Annotated in this window: 15 protein-coding genes; 11 read left to right on the forward strand and 4 right to left on the reverse strand. The window is 73.7% G+C overall.

Annotation, left to right across the window (positions count from 1 at the left end):
- The first annotated feature begins 192 nt into the window (after positions 1-192).
- Both ACZ6J5_RS20810 and ACZ6J5_RS20815 read left to right on the forward strand, forming a co-directional pair.
- Positions 193-3,906: a glycosyltransferase family 2 protein gene (locus ACZ6J5_RS20810; RefSeq protein ID WP_469393545.1), complete on the forward strand. Its 3,714-nt coding sequence runs from the start codon at positions 193-195 to the stop codon at positions 3,904-3,906.
- A complete protein-coding gene (locus tag ACZ6J5_RS20815; protein ID WP_469393547.1) occupies positions 3,903-5,429 on the forward strand; it encodes a DUF5719 family protein in 1,527 nt (508 codons plus the stop codon). Before ACZ6J5_RS20810 ends, ACZ6J5_RS20815 begins: the two co-directional genes overlap by 4 nt.
- A 98-nt stretch (positions 5,430-5,527) precedes the next feature.
- On the opposite strand, the gene ACZ6J5_RS20820 is transcribed toward ACZ6J5_RS20815, so the two are convergent.
- Complete coding sequence (locus tag ACZ6J5_RS20820; RefSeq protein WP_469393549.1) at positions 5,528-5,974, reverse strand: metallopeptidase family protein; 447 nt, start codon at positions 5,972-5,974, stop codon at positions 5,528-5,530.
- Between the two features lie 284 nt (positions 5,975-6,258).
- On the opposite strand from ACZ6J5_RS20820, the gene ACZ6J5_RS20825 reads away from it, so the two are divergent.
- From ACZ6J5_RS20825 to ACZ6J5_RS20850, 6 genes are all read left to right on the forward strand, one after another.
- The gene (locus ACZ6J5_RS20825) at positions 6,259-6,690 is read left to right on the forward strand and encodes a DUF3499 domain-containing protein (protein WP_123955190.1); all 432 of its coding nucleotides are present in this window, start codon (positions 6,259-6,261) and stop codon (positions 6,688-6,690) included.
- A gap of 104 nt (positions 6,691-6,794) precedes the next feature.
- The gene (locus ACZ6J5_RS20830) at positions 6,795-8,156 is read left to right on the forward strand and encodes a phosphomannomutase/phosphoglucomutase (protein WP_469393551.1); all 1,362 of its coding nucleotides are present in this window, start codon (positions 6,795-6,797) and stop codon (positions 8,154-8,156) included.
- Between the two features lie 200 nt (positions 8,157-8,356).
- On the forward strand, positions 8,357-8,542 hold the full coding sequence (locus tag ACZ6J5_RS20835) for a Trm112 family protein (RefSeq protein WP_469393553.1): 186 nt from the start codon (positions 8,357-8,359) through the stop codon (positions 8,540-8,542).
- A 156-nt stretch (positions 8,543-8,698) separates the two neighbouring features.
- On the forward strand, positions 8,699-9,946 hold the full coding sequence (locus tag ACZ6J5_RS20840; RefSeq protein WP_469393554.1) for an SIS domain-containing protein: 1,248 nt from the start codon (positions 8,699-8,701) through the stop codon (positions 9,944-9,946).
- Between the two features lie 368 nt (positions 9,947-10,314).
- On the forward strand, positions 10,315-11,466 hold the full coding sequence (manA, locus tag ACZ6J5_RS20845) for a mannose-6-phosphate isomerase, class I (RefSeq protein ID WP_469393556.1): 1,152 nt from the start codon (positions 10,315-10,317) through the stop codon (positions 11,464-11,466).
- A gap of 81 nt (positions 11,467-11,547) precedes the next feature.
- Entirely contained in the window at positions 11,548-12,480 is a 933-nt protein-coding gene (locus tag ACZ6J5_RS20850; protein WP_469393558.1) for a cation diffusion facilitator family transporter, read from the forward strand.
- Between the two features lie 141 nt (positions 12,481-12,621).
- Here ACZ6J5_RS20850 and ACZ6J5_RS20855 read toward each other — a convergent pair whose 3' ends face one another.
- Complete coding sequence (locus ACZ6J5_RS20855; RefSeq protein ID WP_469393560.1) at positions 12,622-14,730, reverse strand: fructose-specific PTS transporter subunit EIIC; 2,109 nt, start codon at positions 14,728-14,730, stop codon at positions 12,622-12,624.
- A 396-nt stretch (positions 14,731-15,126) separates the two neighbouring features.
- Between ACZ6J5_RS20855 and ahcY the strand changes: the two genes are divergently transcribed.
- Both ahcY and ACZ6J5_RS20865 read left to right on the forward strand, forming a co-directional pair.
- The gene (gene ahcY / locus ACZ6J5_RS20860; RefSeq protein ID WP_469393561.1) at positions 15,127-16,581 is read left to right on the forward strand and encodes an adenosylhomocysteinase; all 1,455 of its coding nucleotides are present in this window, start codon (positions 15,127-15,129) and stop codon (positions 16,579-16,581) included.
- 141 nt (positions 16,582-16,722) lie between these two features.
- A complete protein-coding gene (locus tag ACZ6J5_RS20865; protein WP_469393563.1) occupies positions 16,723-17,334 on the forward strand; it encodes a hypothetical protein in 612 nt (203 codons plus the stop codon).
- A gap of 1 nt (position 17,335) precedes the next feature.
- Here ACZ6J5_RS20865 and ACZ6J5_RS20870 read toward each other — a convergent pair whose 3' ends face one another.
- Positions 17,336-18,253 (reverse strand): RDD family protein, encoded by a 918-nt coding sequence (locus ACZ6J5_RS20870; RefSeq protein ID WP_469393565.1) that lies wholly within the window; start codon positions 18,251-18,253, stop codon positions 17,336-17,338.
- A gap of 132 nt (positions 18,254-18,385) precedes the next feature.
- On the opposite strand from ACZ6J5_RS20870, the gene ACZ6J5_RS20875 reads away from it, so the two are divergent.
- The gene (locus ACZ6J5_RS20875; RefSeq protein ID WP_469393567.1) at positions 18,386-19,393 is read left to right on the forward strand and encodes a stage II sporulation protein M; all 1,008 of its coding nucleotides are present in this window, start codon (positions 18,386-18,388) and stop codon (positions 19,391-19,393) included.
- 213 nt (positions 19,394-19,606) lie between these two features.
- On the opposite strand, the gene ACZ6J5_RS20880 is transcribed toward ACZ6J5_RS20875, so the two are convergent.
- A partial coding sequence (locus ACZ6J5_RS20880) for a hypothetical protein (protein WP_469393569.1) occupies positions 19,607-19,851 on the reverse strand: 245 nt, incomplete at its 5' end.

Genomic DNA, 19,851 nt, shown 5'->3' on the forward strand with positions numbered 1-19,851 from the left:
CACGCGAGGCCACCCGCCGAGCCGCGCGCGGAGCCGCAGACAAAGACGTACACAACGAACGGTCCGCATCCTGTGCTCTGTCCACAGGCGGCGGACCGTCGTCGTGCCAGCCGTTAGTGTGGGCCTCCGTCCGAGACGCACCGCACCCACGCCCCTCGCGGGGCGACCCCCGGCCGGAGGGCCCGTAGCTCGATGTCCTCAACTCCTGAGTTCCCGCGACACGTCGTCACCGCCGTGCTCGTCGCCCACGACGGCGCCCGCTGGCTGCCGGACGCCCTCGCCGGGCTGCTCGCCCAGGAACGACCCGTACAGAACGCCGTCGCCGCCGACACCGGCAGCGCCGACGACTCCGCACAGCTCCTGGCCGACGCCCTCGGCGCCGACCGCGTCCTCCACCTCGCCCGCCGCACCGGCTTCGGCACCGCCGTCGAGGAGGCCGCGCGCACCGCGCCCAGGCTCGGACCCGAGGACCTGTCCTACCTCAAGCGCCCCAGCGGCTGGGACCCGGTCAGCAGGACCTGGCAGGACGAGAACTACGAGCTGCCCGAACTCCCGCACGGCGAGCCCGTCCAGTGGCTCTGGCTGCTCCACGACGACTGCGCCCCCGAGCCCGGCGCCCTCGCCGAACTCCTGCGCGTCGCCGACTCCGACTCCGACGCCGCCGTCATCGGCCCCAAGCTGCGCGGCTGGTACGACCGCAAGCAGCTCCTCGAAGCCGGCGTCACCATCGCCCGCAGCGGACGCCGCTGGACCGGACTCGACCGCCGCGAGCAGGACCAGGGCCAGCACGACCAGGTCCGCTCCGTCCTCTCCGTCTCCAGCGCCGGCATGCTCATCCGCCGCGACGTCTTCGAAGAGCTCGGCGGCTTCGACCGCCGGCTGCCCCTCATGCGCGACGACGTCGACCTGTGCTGGCGCGCCCACGCCGCCGGCCACCGCGTCCTCGTCGCCCCCGACGCCGTCCTGCGGCACGCCGAGGCCTCCGCCCGCGAACGCCGCACCGTCGACTGCGCCGGCCGCACCGCCGCCGACCCGCACCGCGTCGACAAGGCCGGCGCCGTCTACACCCTGCTGGCCAACACCCGCGGCGCCGCCCTCCCGTACGTCCTCGTCCGGCTCGTCGTCGGCACCGTGCTGCGCACCCTCGGCTACCTCGTCGGCAAGGCCCCCGGACAGGCCGTCGACGAGATCATGGGCCTGCTCACCACCCTGCTGCGCCCCGAGAAGATCCTCGCCGCCCGCAAGCGCCGCAAGAACCCGGTCGTCCCCGCGAGCGAACTGCGCCCGCTGTTCCCGCCGCCCGGTGCCACGATCCGCGCCGCCGCCGAGCAGCTCACCTCCCACTTCGGCGCCGACGAAGCCGACGCCGGCTCCCGCCACGGCGCCGTCGAGTCGGGCCCCGGCGGCGACGACGCCGACTTCATGGAGGTCGAGCAGTTCGCCCGCCTGAAGAAGGTCGCCGGCAAGCCCGGCCCCCTGCTCTTCGCGGTCCTGCTGGTCGTCTCCCTCGTCGCCTGCCGGGGCCTCTTCGGCGGCGGCTCCCTCGCCGGCGGCGCCCTGCTGCCCGCCCCCGACACCGTCTCCGCCCTCTGGTCCCGCTACGCCGACGGCTGGCACGCCATCGGCAGCGGCGGCACCCAGACCGCCCCGCCCTACCTCGCCGTGCTGGCCGCGCTCTCCGCCGTCCTCCTCGGCTCCACCTCCCTCGCGCTGACCCTGCTGCTCGTCTGCTCGGTCCCGCTGGCCGGCTTCACCGCCTACTTCGCCTCCCGAGGCATCGTCGAGTCCCGGCTGCTGCGCGCCTGGGGCGCCGTCGCCTACGCCTTCCTGCCCGCCGTCACCGGCGCCCTCGCCACCGGCCGGCTCGGCACCGCCGTCCTCGCGGTCCTGCTCCCGCTGATCGCCCGCGCCGCCGTCGCCGCCCACGGCTTCGGCCGCACCGAGCGCGGCAGCTGGCGCGCCACCTGGGCGTACACCTTCCTGCTCACCCTCGCCATGGCGTTCACGCCGGTGGTCTGGCCGCTCGCCGCCCTCCTCGGCCTCGGCGTGCTCGTGCTCCGCCGCGACGACATCACCGCGTACGGACTGCGCTTCCTCGCCGCCGTCGGCACCCCGCTGCTCGTCCTGGCCCCCTGGTCGCTCTCGCTGCTGACCAGCCCCCGCGACCTGCTCGGCGAAGCCGGCCTCGCCATCCCCACCGGCGCCGCCTCCGCCCTCGACCTGCTCGGCACCAGCCCGGGCGGCCCCGGCACCACCGGCGGACTCGTCCTCCTCGGCTTCGTACTCGCCGCCCTCGGCGCCCTGCTCCGCGAGGAGCGCGCCTTCGCCGTCCGCGCCGCCTGGGCCGCCGCCCTCGCCGGACTCCTCCTCGCCGTCCTCGGCAACGGCACCGGCGGCACCGGCTGGGCCGGCCCCGCCACCCTCGTCTACGGCGCCGCCCTGCTCGCCGCCGGCATGATCGGCGCCGAGGGCGGCCGCACCCGCGTCGCCGCCCACGGCTTCGGCTGGCGCCAGCCCGTCGCCGCGCTCATCGCCCTCGCCTGCGCCCTCGGCCCCCTCGTCGCCGCCGCGAGCTGGATGATCGGCGGCGCCGACGGCCCGCTCACCCGCCGCGACCCGGTCCAGGTGCCCGCCTTCGTCGCCGAGGAGAGCGGCACCCGCGACCAGGCCCGCACCCTCGTCCTCGGCGGCGGCGCCGCGGGCCGCGTCGACTACACCCTGGTCCGCGGCTCCGGCGCCCGCCTCGGCGACGCCGAGCTCGCCGCGTCCGGCGGCGGCGACCCCCGCCTCGACGAGGTCGTCTCCCACCTGGTGGCCGGCTCCGGCGCCGACCAGACCCAGGAGCTCTCCGGCTTCGCGATCCGCTACGTCCTGGTACGCGACGGCGCGCCGCGCTCCATGAGCCGCGTCCTCGACGCCACCCCCGGCCTCTCCCGGCTCAGCCAGCTCGACGGCAGCGCCCTGTGGCGCGTCGACCGCGAGGTCGCCCGGATCACCATCGTCCCCGGCACCGCCAAGGGCGCCGCCCCCGCCGACGCCACCGGCGCCGCCAAGACGGTCGCCGTCGCCGCCGGCCCCGTCGAGGCCCACACCACCGTCCCGGCCGGCCCCGCCGGCCGCGTGCTGCGGATCGCCGACCGCGCCGACGCGGGCTGGACCGCCACCCTCGACGGCAAGCCGCTCACCCCGGTCACCGTCGACGGCTGGGCCCAGGGCTTCACCCTCCCCGCCGAGGGCGGCCGCCTCGACCTCACCTTCGACCAGCCCCTCACCCACACCGTGTGGATCTGGACCCAGGTCGGCCTCGCCGTCGTCCTGCTCGTCCTCGCCCTCCCCGGCCGCCGCCGCGACATCGACGACGACCTGCCCGAGGAGGAGCTCGCCATCCCCGCGCCCGCGGCCGAGGGCGACGGCCGCCGCGCCCGCCGCCTGCGCGCCGCCGCGGAGGCCGAGGCCGAGGCGGCCGAGACCGCCGCCGCGCCGGAGCCCGTCCCCGCCCCGGTGCCCGCCCAGCAGACGCACGAGCCCCAGCCGTACGAGCCGCCACCGGCCGAGGAGAGCTACGAGCAGCCCCCGGCGCAGTACGCGGAGGCCGCCGGCTACTACCAGCAGCCCCAGGGCCAGGACCCGTACGCCTACCCGCAGCAGCAGTACGGCGAGCAGTACGCCGAGCAGGGCTACGACCCCTACGCCCAGCAGTACCCGCAGCAGTCCTCCTCGCCGTACGAGCAGCAGGCGTACCCGCAGCAGGCCTACCAGGACCCGTACGCGGAGCAGCCGTACGCGGAGCAGCCGTACGCGGAAGGGGCGGTCTACGACCCCTACGGCTACGGACACGACCCGGCCCGCCGGCCCGGCCAGGATCCCGAGCAGCAGCAGCGTCCCGACGGGAGCAGCCACCAGTGAAGCGCACGACCCTCTCCCTGATCGCGGTCGCCACCGCCCTCGCCGCCGTCACCGGCGTCGCCTCCCTGACCGCCCCCGACGGCACCGCCGCCCCGGCCGCCCAGGCCCCCGCCCGGCTGCCCGTGGAGCGCTCCAGCCTGCTCTGCCCCGCCCCGAGCCTGTCCGAGGTCGCGGAGACCCGGTACACCGCGTACACCCCGCCCGGCACCGGCAAGGGCCGCACCAGCGAGACCGGCGGCGGCACCGAGGCCCGCGCCGAGCTCAAGCCCGCCGCCACCGCCGCCACCCCGGGCGACACGGCCGCCAAGAAGCCCAAGGCGCCCAAGGCGCCCGCGCCCGTCACCAAGCCCGGCACCCCCGTCACCGCCGAGGCCGACGGCGCCACCGCGCCCGCCCTCACCGGCACCGCGAACGGCGTCCTCGCCCCCGGCTGGACCGTCCAGCAGACCACGGTCAACCCCGCCGGCGGCGCCCGAGGACTGCTCGGCACCTCCTGCACCGCCCCCGACACCGACTTCTGGTTCCCGGCCGCCTCCACCGCGAAGCAGCGCCAGGACTACGTCCACCTCACCAACCCCGACGACAGCGCCGCCGTCGTCGACATCGAGCTGTACGGCCCCGAGGGCGTCCTCAAGTCCCAGATCACCGAGGGCATCCCGGTCCCCGCCCGCTCCACCGTCCCGGTGCTGCTGCCCACCCTCACCGGCGAGGCGGCCCAGCAGGACGTCACGGTCCACGTGAGCACCCGCAGCGGACGGGTCGGCGCCCTCATCGGCTCCGCCGACGACAAGCTCGGCAGCGACTGGCTGCCCGCCTCCGCCGACCCCTCCGCCACCGCCGTGCTGCCCGGCATCCCCGCCGACGCCACCTCCGTACGGCTGGTCGCCTTCGCGCCGGGCGACGACGACGCCGACCTGAAGATCCAGCTGGTCACCCCGACCGGCGCGATCGTCCCGGCCAGCGCCACCTCCCTGCACGTCAAGTCGGGCATGACCGCCGCCGCCGACCTCAAGGACCTCATGCGCGGCGAGCCCGGCTCGCTCCTGCTGACCCCGTCCGACCCGAAGAAGCCGACGCCCGTCGTCGCCGCGCTCCAGGTCGTCCGGGGCAAGGGCGACCGGCAGGAGGTCGCCTTCATCCCGGCGGCCGGCGCCATCGAGGGCCGCGCGACCGTCGCCGACAACCGCGCCAAGGGCTCCACGCTCTCCCTGACCGCCCCCGGCGCCGCCGCCGAGGTCATGATCACCGCCTCGGCGGGCTCCGAGGGCGGCACCCCGGTCACCAAGAAGCTCACCCTCAAGGCCGGCACGACCACCGCGCTCCCGGCACCCGTCCCCGAGGGCCTGAAGGGCAGCTACGCGCTGACCGTCGAGCGCCTCTCGGGCGGCCCCGTCCACGGCTCCCGGATGCTGGAGCTGCCGCGCGACGGCATCCCCATGTTCACCATCCAGAACTTCGAGGACGACCGCAGCAGCGTCATCGTCCCCCTCGCCCGGCAGGACCTGTCGGTCCTGGACGACTGAGCGCCCCCGCACCCCGTACGGGTGGTGCGGGGCTCCCGTAAGAGTGGTGCGGCCCCCGGACCCGGCCCCCGGGGCCCGGGGCCCGGGCCCCGGGGGTCTCAGTCCTGCTCGTCCTGCCCGTACCGCGGATCCACGGACTCGGGGGAGAGCCCCAGCAGCTCGGCCACCTGCTCCACCACCACCTCGTGGACCAGCAGCGCCCGCTCGTCGCGGCTCTTGGAGCGGATCTCCACCGGCCGCCGGTAGACCACCACCCGGGCCGGCTCGTCCTTCTCGGCCGGCGCCGACCCGCCCAGCGCCACCACGGCCTCGCCCGCGACCGTCGGCGGGACCTCCATGACCAGGAACTCCACATCGGCGAGCTGCGGCCAGCGCCGCTCCAGCCGCTCCACGGAGTCCAGCACCAGATCCCGGAAGGTGTCCGCCCGGCTCGCCGACAGCGGCACCTGCGGCGGGGCGACCGGCCCCCGCATCCCCCGGCCGTGCCGGTCGCGGCGCCGCACCCGGGGCGCGGGGCTGTCCTTGCTGCTGGTGGGTTCGGTCACTGACGCAGCGTAACTCTCTCCGGTGTTCCCCGAGCTCGCCTCGACCGCTCCCGGACCCCGTCCCGGCCGGCGGGACTGCCGGGACCCGAACGTTCCGGCCACACGAGGGCTCGATTTCCGGGTCGCCCGTGATCGGCCATTCGGCCGTGACTGACCGAATCGGTACGCCGCGATGTCCGGAACTCGCGCCGCCGCGCCCGGTGCGCCACGGCCCTTCCGCAGGTCGGAAAGGGCGCCCGGAACGGTCCCGTGGCGGACGTCACACCACGACACGGTGGAGTGACCTGGGGGAGAGTCGTCGCGGCCCGCTCAAGAGTGCGGTACCGTCCAACGTCGTGAGCCCTGTACGTCGCTGTTCGCGCACTGCGTGCGGCCGGCCTGCCGTCGCGACACTGACGTACGTCTATGCCGACTCGACCGCGGTCCTCGGCCCGCTCGCCACCTACGCCGAGCCCCACTGTTACGACCTGTGCGCCGAGCACAGCGAGCGCCTCACCGCCCCGCGCGGCTGGGAGGTCGTGCGGCTCACCGACGGTTCCGCCCCCGCCCGCCCCAGCGGCGACGACCTCGAAGCCCTCGCCAACGCGGTCCGCGAGGCGGCCCGCCCCCAGGAGCGCGCGGCCGAGGCCGGCGGCAAGGGCGGCGGACGCGGCGGCGACCCCATGGAGGTCGGCCGCCGGGGCCACCTCCGGGTGCTCCGCTCCCCGGAGAACTGACTCCCCGAAAACTGATCAAGGTCCCTTCCCGGGTAGTTTGGGCGTTCCGCACGCGCGCCGCATTCCGCGCGTCGGTGTTGCCGAGACTTCAGGAGGGTTGATCCGTGGCTGCTGACCTGTCGCAGATCGTGAAGGCGTACGACGTCCGCGGGGTGGTGCCGGATCAGTGGGACGAGGGGCTCGCCGAACTCTTCGGAGCGGCCTTCGTGAAGGTGACGGACGCCGAGGCGATCGTCATCGGGCACGACATGCGCCCCTCCTCGCCGGGCCTGTCCGCCGCGTTCGCCCGAGGCGCGGCCCGCCAGGGCGCGGACGTCACGCTGATCGGCCTCTGCTCCACGGACCAGCTGTACTACGCCTCCGGCGCGCTGCACCTGCCGGGCGCCATGTTCACCGCCTCGCACAACCCGGCCCGGTACAACGGCATCAAGCTGTGCCGCGCCGGCGCCGCCCCGGTCGGCCAGGACACCGGCCTCGGCGAGATCCGCGAGCTCGTCGAGCGCTGGTCGGACGAGGGCGCCCCGGCGGCGGCCCCCGCCGAGGGCACGGTCACCGAGCGCGAGACCCTGGCCGACTACGCGGCCCACCTGCTCTCCCTCGTCGACCTGTCGGCGATCCGCCCCCTCAAGGTCGTGGTGGACGCGGGCAACGGCATGGGCGGCCACACCGTCCCCACCGTCTTCGACGGCCTGCCGCTCGACGTCGTCCCGATGTACTTCGAGCTCGACGGCACCTTCCCGAACCACGAGGCCAACCCCCTCGACCCGAAGAACATCGTCGACCTCCAGGCCCGCGTCCGCGCCGAGGGCGCCGACCTCGGCCTTGCCTTCGACGGCGACGCCGACCGCTGCTTCGTCGTCGACGAGAACGGCGACCCGGTCTCCCCGTCGGCCATCACCGCCCTCGTCGCCGCGCGCGAACTCGCCAAGAACCCGGGCGGCACGGTCATCCACAACCTGATCACCTCCTGGTCCGTCCCCGAGGTCGTCCGCGAGAACGGCGGCACGCCCGTCCGCACCCGCGTGGGCCACTCCTTCATCAAGGAGGAGATGGCGAAGACCGGCGCCGTCTTCGGCGGCGAGCACTCCGCGCACTACTACTTCAAGGACTTCTGGAACGCGGACACCGGGATGCTCGCCGCGCTCCACGTCCTCGCCGCCCTCGGCGGCCAGGACGGCCCGCTGTCGTCCCTGGTCGCCGCCTACGACCGCTACGCGGCCTCCGGCGAGATCAACTCCACCGTCGACGACCAGGCCGGCCGGCTCGCCGCCGTCCGCGAGGCCTACGAGGGCCGCGACGGCGTCACCCTGGACGACCTCGACGGCCTGACCGTCACCGCCGCCGACTGGTGGTTCAACCTCCGCGCCTCCAACACGGAGCCCCTCCTCCGCCTCAACATCGAGGCCCGCACCGAGCCCACGATGACCGAACTCCGCGACGAGGTCCTCAAGCTCGTACGGGGTTAGCCGACGACGGGGCGGGTAGCCGACGGCGGGGCGGGGAGACCCGGTTCCCCCCGCCCCGCCGTCGCACGCCCGTCCCCGCCGTCGCCCGCCCGTCCCCGCCCTTCCGTCCCCACCGGACCGCCGACCGCACACCCCCCGCTCCCGGCGGTAGGCTGACCTGGCCCGAGACCGCAGAAACGCCCGCCCCGAAGGGACCCGACATGCCGCAGCTCGAAGCCGGCCTCCTGGAGATCCTGGCCTGCCCGGCCTGCCACGCCCCCCTCGATGACCGGACGGCGGACGAGAACCCGGAGCTGGTCTGCACGGCGGCCGACTGCGGCCTGGCGTACCCGGTCCGCGACGGCATCCCGGTCCTCCTCGTCGACGAGGCCCGCCGCCCCGCGTAACGGGAAGGCCCGTGCCGCGCGCACGGGGAAGACCCGTGCCGCGCGCGACGGGTGACGGGGCGACCCGGGGCCCGCGCGACGGGTGACGGGGAGCCCGGGGGAAGACCACGCCGGCCGACACCGGCCGGCCCCGCTCCGACGACCGGAGGCCGCGACATGCTCGACGAGACGCTCCTCGACGATCCGGAAGCCCTGGCCCTCGCCGACCGCCGCGGCCTGCTCCGCGGCGCCGCCGAGGCGGGCGCCCGGGTCAGGACCGCCGCCCGGCACGCCACCGAGGCCGGCATCGCGGAGCTCCGCCCCGAGGGCCGCCCGCGCGCCGTCCTCGTCGCGGGCCCCGGCACCGCGGCCGCCGGCGTCGCGGACCTCGTCGGCGCCCTCGCCGGCGCGGCCAGCCCGGTCATCCGCCTCGCCCCCACCGGCGTCGCCCCCGCGGCCGGCGCCCTGCGCTGGGCCCTGCCCGGCTGGGCCGGCTCCGTGGACCTGCTGCTCATCCCGACGACGGACGGCTCCGAACCGGGCCTCGCGCTCCTCGCCGAGCAGGCGTACCGCCGAGGCATCACCGTCGTCGGAGTCGCCCCGAAGTCCTCCCCGCTCGCCGAGGCCGTCGGCCGCTCCCACGGCCTGCTCGTGCCCATGGCCATGGCCCCGCACGAGACCGTCCCGGAGTACGGCGAGACGCTCGCCGCGAGCCCCGGCGCGCTCTGGGCCCTGTTCACCCCGCTCCTCGCGCTGCTGGACCGCGTCGGCCTCGTCGAGGCCCCGCCGGAGGCCCTGGAGCAGGTCGCCGACCGCCTGGACCGCACGGCGGAGCGCTGCGGCCCCGCCATCGCGACCTACGGCAACCCGGCCAAGACCCTGGCCGCCGAACTCGCCGACGCGCTCCCGCTGATCTGGACCGAGGGCCCGGCCGCGGGCCCGGCCGGCCGCCGCTTCGCCGCCGTCCTCGCCGAACTGGCCGGCCTGCCCGCCCTCGCCGCCGAGCTCCCGGAGGCCATGCCGGCCCACGGCGTCCTGCTGGCGGGGGACTACGCGGCGGGCGCCGACCCCGACGACTTCTTCCGCGACCGCGTCGACGAGCCGCAGGCCCTGCGCGCCCGGGTGGTCCTGCTCCGCGACCGCGCCACGAGCCGGGGCCGGGCGGCCGCGGCCGGGCCGGACCGGGCGGAGGGCACGCCGCCGCCCCCGGAGAGCCCCGGCCCCGAGAGCCCGGTGGACCCGGAGACCGGCGCCCTCAGCGCCGCGCCCGCGGCCCGCGAGCTCGTCCTCGGCCACGGCACGGCCCTGAGCGAGCTGGAGCCGGAGGAGGGCACGGCGCTGGAGGCGCTGGCCGAACTCCTCGCGGTGACCGACTTCGCCGCCGTCTACCTCTCCCTCGCCTCCGCGGGCCTCTCCCCCCGCTGACCACCCCGGCACCATGACCCGCCCCGCGCCCACCACCCCGTACGGCCCCCGCACCGTCCACGTCACCCGCCACGGCCCCGGCCCTTCACCGGGCCGCCCCGCGGCGGCCCCTTGACGTCCCCACGGCCCCGGTAGACAGAACCGGCAGGACCGCACGGACCCCACAGAAGTCCTCGCACAGACCCCACAGCCCCCTGTACACCCCCCAAGACCCCACAGACCCCACAGACCCCACAGATCCCCCAGACCTCAAAGTCCCCGCAGCCCCCGCAGCCCCCGCAGCCCCCGCAGCCCCCGCAGCCCCCGCAGTCCCCACGGCCCCCACGTCCATCACCGCACCCATCGCACTGAAAAGAGCTGGAAGCCCCATGGACCGCCTCGCCAACACCGTCCGCCCCTACGCCTGGGGATCGACGACGGCCATCCCGGAACTGCTCGGCCTCGCCCCCACCGGCGAGCCCCAGGCCGAGATGTGGATGGGGGCCCACCCCGGCGCCCCCTCCCGCACCGACCGGGGCCCCCTCAACGAGGTCGTCGACGCCGACCCCGTACGCGAACTGGGCCCGGCGGCCGTCGAGAAGTTCGGCCCGCACCTCCCCTTCCTGTTCAAGATCCTCGCCGCCGGCGCCCCCCTCTCCCTCCAGGTCCACCCCGACCTCACCCAGGCCCGCGAGGGCTTCGCCGCAGAGGAGGCCGAGGGCGTCCCGCTCGACGCCCCGCACCGCAACTACAAGGACGCCAACCACAAGCCCGAGCTGATCTGCGCGCTCACCCGCTTCCACGGCCTGTGCGGCTTCCGCGACTCGCTCGACGCGGCCGACACGCTCGCCGCGCTCGGCGTCGACACCCTCAAGCCGTACGTCGACCTCCTGCGCGCCCAGCCCGCCGAGGCCGCGCTGCGCGAGGTCCTGACGGCGCTCCTCACCGCCGACCGCGAGGAGCTGGCCCCCACCGTCGCCGAAGCCGCCGCCGCGGCGGGCCGGCTGGGCGGCGCGTACGCCACGTACGCCCAGATCGCCCACCACTACCCCAACGACCCCGGCGTCATCGCGGCCATGCTGCTCAACCAGGTGACCCTCCAGCCCGGCGAGGCCCTCTTCCTGGGTGCCGGGGTGCCGCACGCCTACCTCGACGGCCTCGGCGTCGAGATCATGGCCAACTCCGACAACGTGCTGCGCTGCGGCCTCACCCCCAAGCACGTCGACGTGCCGGAACTCCTTCGGGTGGTCCGCTTCGAGCCGATGGAGCCGGGCATCCTGCGCCCGGAGGCGTCCCCGGCGGGGGAGGAGGTCTACGAGACCCCCATCGACGAGTTCCGCCTCTCCCGTTTCGTACGCCCCGAGGGCGCCGCCCCCACCGCGCTCACCACCGCGACTCCGCAGATCCTGCTCGGCACCGCCGGCCGCCCCGTCGTGAACGGGGCCGCGCTCGCGCCCGGCGAGTCGGTCTTCGTCCCGGCGGGCGAAACGACCGAACTGTCCGGCGCCGGAACGCTCTTCCGTGCCACCGTCGTGGCCTGATGCGACAATGACCGGCCGAACGACGGCAGTAGGGCGGCGGCACCGCGGCCCGTAGCAGCGACGAAGGGAACACGTAGACCCATGAGCGCGTCAGGCGGAACCAAGGCGATCGTGGCGGCGCTCGCCGCCAACCTCGCGATCGCCGTAGCCAAGTTCGTGGCGTTCCTCTTCAGCGGTTCGTCCTCGATGCTCGCCGAGTCGGTGCACTCCCTGGCCGACTCCGGCAACCAGGGGCTGCTCCTCCTCGGCGGCAAGCGCGCCCAGCGCGAGGCCACCCCGCAGCACCCCTTCGGCTACGGCCGCGAGCGGTACATCTACGCCTTCCTCGTCTCCATCGTGCTCTTCTCCGTCGGCGGCATGTTCGCCATCTACGAGGGCTACGAGAAGATCAAGCACCCGCACGCGATCGAGGCCTGGTACTGGCCGGTCGGCGTCCTCCTCTTCGCGATCGTCGCGGAGTCCTTCTCGTTCCGGACCGCGATCAAGGAGTCGAACCAGCTCCGCGGCTCGCTGTCCTGGAAGGAGTTCGTGCGCCGGGCCAAGGCCCCCGAGCTGCCCGTCGTCCTCCTGGAGGACCTCGGCGCCCTCATCGGCCTCGTCCTCGCCCTCGGCGGCGTCGGCCTGGCGCTGCTGACCGGCAACGGCGTCTGGGACGGCATCGGCACGGTCTGCATCGGCGTGCTGCTCGTCCTCATCGCGATCGTGCTCGCCGCCGAGACCAAGTCGCTGCTCCTCGGCGAGGCGGCGGGGATCGACGAGGTGAAGAAGATCGAGGCCGCGATCGTCGACGGCGACACCGTCACCCGCCTCATCCACATGCGCACCCTGCACCTCGGCCCCGAGGAGCTGCTGGTCGCGGCCAAGATCGGCGTCCAGGGCGGCGACACCGCCGCCGAGGTCGCCACCGCGATCAACGCGGCCGAGGAGCGCATCCGCGCCGCCGTCCCGATCGCCCGGGTCATCTACCTGGAGCCGGACATCTACACCGAGCGCCCGGCGGCCGAGACCGCCTGACGCCGAGGAAGGGCGGAGGCCCCGGACCTGAACGAGCAGGTCCGGGGCCTCCGCCCTCGGTACGACCGCCGCGACACGCCATCGGCCGGCGGCAATCGACCATCGGCTACCGGCTACCGGCTACCGGCTACCGGCTACCGGCTACCGGATCTCGGCGAGCAGCGCCAGCACCCCGTCCTCGTCGGGCGCCTCCAGCAGCCGCTCGCGGAAGGCGGCGTCCATCAGCCTGCGGGACAGCAGCGCCAGGATCCGCAGGTGCTCGTCACCGGCGGCCGCCGCCGGCACCGCGATCATGAAGATCAGCCGCGCCTTCGTCCCGTCGAGCGAGCCCCACTCCACGCCCTCCGGCGAACGGGCGAAGCCGACGAGCGGCTCGGTGACCGCGTCCGTCTTGGCGTGCGGGATGGCGATCTGCTCGCCGAGCCCGGTCGTGCCCTGGTCCTCCCGCGCGAAGGCGACACGGACGAGCTCCTCGGGATCGGCGACCTTCCCGGTCCCCGCGAGCATCGCGGCCATCTCGCGGATCGCCGCGTCCTTGTCATCGGCGTCGAGCCGCAGCTTCACGGTCCGGGCGGTGAGATACCCGGACAGCACCTGGTCTCCGCCCCCCTCGGCCGAGGCACCTCCGCCGCCGCCCGCACCGGGCGCGGGCCCGGCACCGGAGGCCGCCACGGAGGCCGCCCCGGCAGCGGGCACGGAGGCCGCCCCGGAGTCGGGCGCCCCGGCGGGCACGGCCGCGCCGACCCCGGCGGGCACCCCGACGGCCGCCTCGGCGGGCGCTCCCGCCGTGGCGAGGGCCGCCCCGCCACCCCCGGCGCGCCGCTCGCGGATCTCGATGAGCGCGTTGGTGGAGAGCGCGGTGACGACCGTGCCCGCCGCGACCGCGACGAAGAACATCGGCACCCCGCCGATCGCGCTCAGCGCGGCGACGATCGGACCGCCGTGCGGCACCGCGTCGGTCACCCCGGCGAGCCCGGCGAGGGCGCCGGCGACGGCACCGCCCAGCATGTTCGCCGGGATCACCTGCGCGGGCCGTGCGGCGGCGAACGGGATCGCGCCCTCCGAGATGCCGAACATGCCCATGAAGAGCGAGGCCATGCCGGTGTCCCGCTCCTGCTGGCTGTAGAGCTTGCGGCGGATCAGCGTCGCCAGGCCCTGGCCGAGCGGCATGACCGGGATCGCGGCGGCGCACATGCCCATGACGGCCTCGTTGCCGGTGCCGATGAGCCCGGCGCCGAACAGGAACGCCGTCTTGTTGACCGGCCCGCCCATGTCGAACGCGATCATCAGACCGAGGATCGCCCCCAGCAGGATCGCGCTGGTGCCGGTCATCCCGCCGAGCCAGCTCGTCAGGTGCTCGAAGACCCAGGAGATGGGCCGCCCGATCACGTAGATGAAGAAGAGCCCGAGCGAGGTCGTGGCGACGATCGGGATCACGATGATCGGCATGATCGGCTGGACCAGTTTCGGCACCGGGACCTTCTTGATCGCCAGCACCAGATAGCCCGCGAGGAAGCCGGTGACGATGGCGCCGATGAAGCCCGCGCCCGCCTCGGAGCCGTACAGCGCGCCGGTGTTGGCGATCCAGCCGCCGATCATGCCCGGCACCAGCGCGGGCCGGTCCCCGATGGCGTACGCGATGTAGCCGGACAGGATCGGCACCATCAGCTGGAAGCCGATGGTCCCGATGTTGTTGACGTCCTTCCAGAAGGAGTCCTCCGGGATGACCAGGCCCTCCGGCGTCGGGTGGCCGCCCATGGCGAGCGACACCGCGAGCAGCAGCCCGCCCACGACGACGAACGGGATCATGTACGAGACGCCGTTCATCAGCGCCTTGTACGCGAGGCTCCGCTCCTTGCCGCCGCCTCCCGCGCCGCCTCCGTCGCCCGCCGCGCCGCCGCTCCCGTCGCCCGCCTGTACGGGCGCGTCGGCGACCCGCTCGATCAGCCGCTCGGGGTGGTGGATGCCCTCGGCGACTCCCACCGACAGCACCGGCTTGCCGGCGAACCGGCTGCGGTCCACGTCCTTGTCGGCGGCGATGATGATCCCGTCCGCGTTTCTGACATCGTTGTCAGTAAGAACGTTCTCCGCGCCGATGGATCCCTGGGTCTCCACCTTGATCTCCACACCCATCGCCGCGGCGGCCTGGGCCAGCTTCTCCGCCGCCATGTAGGTGTGGGCGATCCCCGTCGGACACGCGGTCACCGCGAGCAGCCTCCGCGTGCGCTGCTCACCCGCGGGGCTGGTCACGAGCTGTTCCTCACGTACGTCTCCTCACGCTCTCCCCGGACGCCATCGCTCCGGAATCCCGAAGCATCCTTTCGCGGCGGACGACGGCGTCAAAAGTCCAAAAGGCCCTGAATATGCAGGCCGCTGGACCCTTTGTCGAGCCATGATCCAGCCGAATCCGGAACGGGACCGGACTGTGGGTCACTGCGCCGATCGGTGTAGATTCGTGACCAGCCAGACGTCGCTGCTGATGGCGGTCGGGCGGTCCCCACATGGACCGGCCGAGGGAGAGAGGGCCTCCGACGACTGCACCGCGGAAGTTACCGGGCATTCCCATGCCCGCGTGACGGCACGACTGCGGTGCACCGGTGTGCCCACTCGACCCTCGAACCGATCACACGAGGAGCAGCACCAGTCATGACGACTGTCGCCAACCAGGACTTCAAGGTCGCCGACCTCTCCCTCGCCGCCTTCGGCCGCAAGGAGATCACCCTCGCCGAGCACGAGATGCCCGGCCTGATGTCGATCCGCCGCGAGTACGCCGCCGCCCAGCCGCTGGCTGGCGCCCGGATCACCGGCTCCCTGCACATGACCGTGCAGACCGCCGTCCTCATCGAGACCCTGGTCGCCCTCGGCGCCGAGGTCCGCTGGGCCTCCTGCAACATCTTCTCCACCCAGGACCACGCCGCCGCGGCCATCGCCGTGGGCCCGAACGGCACCCCGGAGAACCCCCAGGGCGTCCCGGTCTTCGCCTGGAAGGGCGAGACCCTGGAGGAGTACTGGTGGTGCACCGAGCAGGCCCTCACCTGGCCGAACACGCCCACCGGCGGCCCGAACATGATCCTCGACGACGGTGGTGACGCCACCCTCCTCGTCCACAAGGGCGTCGAGTTCGAGAAGGCCGGCTCCGCCCCGGACCCGTCCACCGCGGACAGCGAGGAGTACGGGTACATCCTGACCCTCCTCAACCGCACCCTCGGCGAGAGCCCCCAGAAGTGGACCCAGCTCGCCTCGGAGATCCGCGGCGTGACGGAGGAGACCACCACCGGTGTCCACCGCCTCTACGAGATGCAGCAGGCCGGCTCCCTGCTCTTCCCGGCGATCAACGTGAACGACGCCGTCACCAAGTCGAAGTTCGACAACAAGTACGGCTGCCGCCACTCCCTGATCGACGGCATCAACCGCGCCACCGACGTCCTCATCGGCGGCAAGACCGCGGTCGTCTTCGGCTACGGCGACGTCGGCAAGGGCTGCGCCGAGTCCCTCCGCGGCCAGGGCGCGCGCGTCATCGTCACCGAGATCGACCCGATCTGCGCCCTCCAGGCGGCGATGGACGGCTACCAGGTCGCGACCCTGGACGACGTCGTCGAGACGGCCGACATCTTCATCACCACGACCGGCAACAAGGACATCATCATGGCCGGCGACATGGCCAAGATGAAGCACCAGGCGATCGTCGGCAACATCGGCCACTTCGACAACGAGATCGACATGGCCGGCCTGGCCAAGATCGACGGCATCGTCAAGGACGAGGTCAAGCCGCAGGTCCACACCTGGACCTTCCCCGACGGCAAGGTCCTGATCGTCCTCTCCGAGGGCCGGCTGCTCAACCTGGGCAACGCGACGGGCCACCCGTCCTTCGTGATGTCGAACTCCTTCGCGGACCAGACCCTGGCCCAGATCGAGCTCTTCACCAAGCCGGAGGAGTACCCGACCGACGTCTACGTGCTCCCGAAGCACCTCGACGAGAAGGTCGCGCGCCTCCACCTCGACGCCCTCGGCGTCAAGCTCACGACCCTCCGCCCGGAGCAGGCCTCCTACATCGGCGTCCAGGTCGAGGGCCCGTACAAGCCGGACCACTACCGCTACTGATGCACCGGCACCGGGCGTCCGCTCACGGACGCCCGGGTGCCCGGCACACCCGTAGAGGAACAAGCAGGCCCCCGCACCCCCGTGTCGGGGGCCTGCCCCGTCTCACCCGGCCCACAGCTCCAGGAAGCACCCCGAGGACCCATGCCCCGCGGCCGTTATTCGCTCCATGACCCGCACGATCACACCCCCCTCGGTGAAGAGCACTTCAGCTGCGCGCCCGGCCCGTCCGGCTGGCGCTACGTCTCACGGACGACCACCCCCTCCGGCGACCCCATGGGCTCCGTCGACCTGGCCATCGACGAACTGGGCCGCCCGATCCGCCTCGAACTCCGCTCCGCGGACTGGCAGGTGCGGGGCGCCGCCGTCGACGGCGTCACCTGGGTCCGCACCGACCCCACCGGAGCCCACGCCACCGAAGGCAAGGTGCGCGCCCACGCCTTCGCCGGCACGTCCCCGGCGTTCCTCGTCGCGATCTCCCGGCTCCTGCGGCTCACCCCCGATTCCCCCGAGACCCGCGTCCGGCTCGTCGCCTTCACGGATCCCGTGCTCGCCCCCCTGACGGTCGACCAGTCCTGGGCCCTGATGAAGAGTGAAGCGCACGCCACTGACAACGGGCCCCTGACCGTGGACGAGTACCAGGTCAGCACCCTCGACACGGGGGAGCGGCACACCGTCCACCTGGCCGGCGACGTGGTCCTCTCGGCCCCCGGCATCGAGCTGGAGGACCTGGGCACCCCGCCGTCGGCCTTCTGACTCAGGCGGGCGGCGCGAACCCGGTGGCGGGAGCGGCGGCCCCGGAGGAATCGGCGCCCCCGGAACCCCCGGCGGCCGACTGCCGCCCGGAGCCACCCCCCGACGGACGCACCCCACCCCCCGGAAGCCCACCGAGCCCCACCGACCCGCTCCCGCTCCCACCCGCGCTCCCGGCCGTGGCCGTGGGGGTGAACGCCCGCCGGGCGTCCCGGGCCTGCCGCTCGGCGACGACGCCGGCGAGGAAGGCGGCGGCGGGCACCCCCGGCGGCGGAGGCGTCCCGGTCCGGGCCACGAGCTCGTCGGCGAGCCGCTCGGCGAGCCGCCGCCCGATGGCGGGGTCCAGCTGCGTCATCCGCGTCAGGTACTGACGTATCTCCAGCCACAGCGGATCGGGCACGGCCGACAGGTCCAGCCCGCCGAACCGCCCGACGAGCCACTGCGGGGGCGGCGGCACGACCATGCTCCGGGCGGAGGCGACCCGCTCCCGCACCACCAGCGTCCCCGCGAAGACGTCCCCGATCCGCCGCCCGCGCTCGGAGACGAGCGAGGCGACGCACGCGACGGCACCGAAGGTCATCAGGATCTCGACGACCCCCATGGCCCCGCGCATCAGCGCGTGCCGGAACCGGATCGGCCCCCCGTCGTCCCGCACCACCCGCAGCCCGCAGGCCAGCTTCCCGAGCGACCGCCCGTGCGTCAGCGTCTCCACGGCGATCGGCACGCCGACGAGGAAGAGGAGGAAGGCCACGATGGAGATCGCCATGGCGGCGGCCTCGTCCAGCGAAGCCGTCGCCACCAGGAGGAGAAGGCTGACGAGCAGGTACGCGAACCAGATCACGACGAGATCGATGAGCAGGGCCAGCGCCCGGCTCGGCAGCCGCGCCGGCTGCAACCCCAGTACGACGGCATCGCCCGTCACGACCCCACTCACGCCGCCCCGCCCTTCGTCGACCTGCCGAACCCCGTCCGAACGCCAGTCTGCCAAGCTGATGCGCAGCGCGCCGCAGTTGTACGGACCGTACGCACCCAGTGCCTGGAGCAGCAGCCGATCATGGACCTCGACGTCTTCGTCACCGCACACCGTGCCGAGTGGGACCGTCTCGACCACCTCCTGCGCCGGGGACGCCGCCTCAGCGGTGCGGAGGCCGACGAACTCGTCGCCCTCTACCAGCGCACGGCCACGCATCTCTCGCTGATCCAGACCAGCGCCCCCGACCCGATGCTCACGGCCCGGCTCACCCAGCTCGTGGCCCGCGCCCGGGCGACCGTCACGGGCACCCGCCGCGCCTCCTGGCGGGACGCGGCCACGTTCCTGACGACGGGCTTCCCCGCCGCGGTCTACCGCGCCCGCCACTGGTGGGTGCCGACGGCGCTGATATCGACCCTGGTCGCGGCCCTGATCGGCTGGTGGATCGGTACGCACCCCGAGGTGCAGGCCTCGATCGGCGCCCCGGCCGAACTGCGCGAGATGACCCGCCCCGGCGGCCAGTACGAGACCTACTACTCCAGTCACCCGGCGGCGTCCTTCGCGGCGCAGGTCTGGACGAACAACGCCCAGGCGGCGGCCGTCTGCCTGGTGCTCGGCGCGTTCCTGGGGATCCCGGTCCTCTACATCCTGTTCCTCAACATGCTGAACGTCGGCGTCGGCATAGGCCTGATGGCGGGAGCCGGCCGTCTCGACGTCTTCCTCGGCCTGATCCTTCCGCACGGCCTGCTCGAACTGACCGCCGTCTTCGTCGCGGCCGGTACGGGCCTGCGCCTCGGCTGGACCGTGATCGACCCGGGCCCCACCACCCGCCGGGCCGCCCTCGCGCAACGAGGCCGGGCGGCGATCGGCATGGCCATCGGACTCGCCCTGGTCCTCTTCGCGTCCGGCCTGATCGAGGGCTTCGTGACCCCGTCGGGCCTTCCGACCTGGGCCCGGATCTCCATCGGCATCATCGCTGAGCTGGCATTTCTCGCGTACGTCTATGTACTCGGCGGCCGTGCCGCGCGGGCCGGCGACTCGGGCGACGTCGAAGAGGCCGACCGCAGCGCGGAACTGCCGACGGCGGCCTGACCTGCCCGACACCACCGATGTGCGGAGCACTCCGCTGACCTGCTAGTCTCCTCTCCGCCCACAAAAACCGTTGACACGGTCGGCGTGGGGAGGTAGATTAGAACGGTTGCCTGGAGCTGGACAAGCTCGGGGCCGACGAGTTACAGTCTTCCTCGCTCCGGTCGGAATTCTCCGACGGTGGAGCCATCCCGATTCCTTATTCGAATCACGAAGTCACCGATTAGGTCGGCCGAAATGATTCTGATAAAGTCGGAACACGCCGGAAGGCCTCGAGGAAACAAATTCGGGACCGGAAAGCACCGAGGAAATCGGATCGGAAAGATCTGATAGAGTCGGAAACGCAAGAACGAAGGAAGCGCCCGAAGGAAAGCCCGAGAGGGTAAGTACAAAGGAAGCGTCCGCACCTTGAGAACTCAACAGCGTGCCAAAAATCAACGCCAGATTAGTTGATACCCCGT

It is taken from the genome of Streptomyces sp. NPDC042100 (assembly GCF_055582325.1).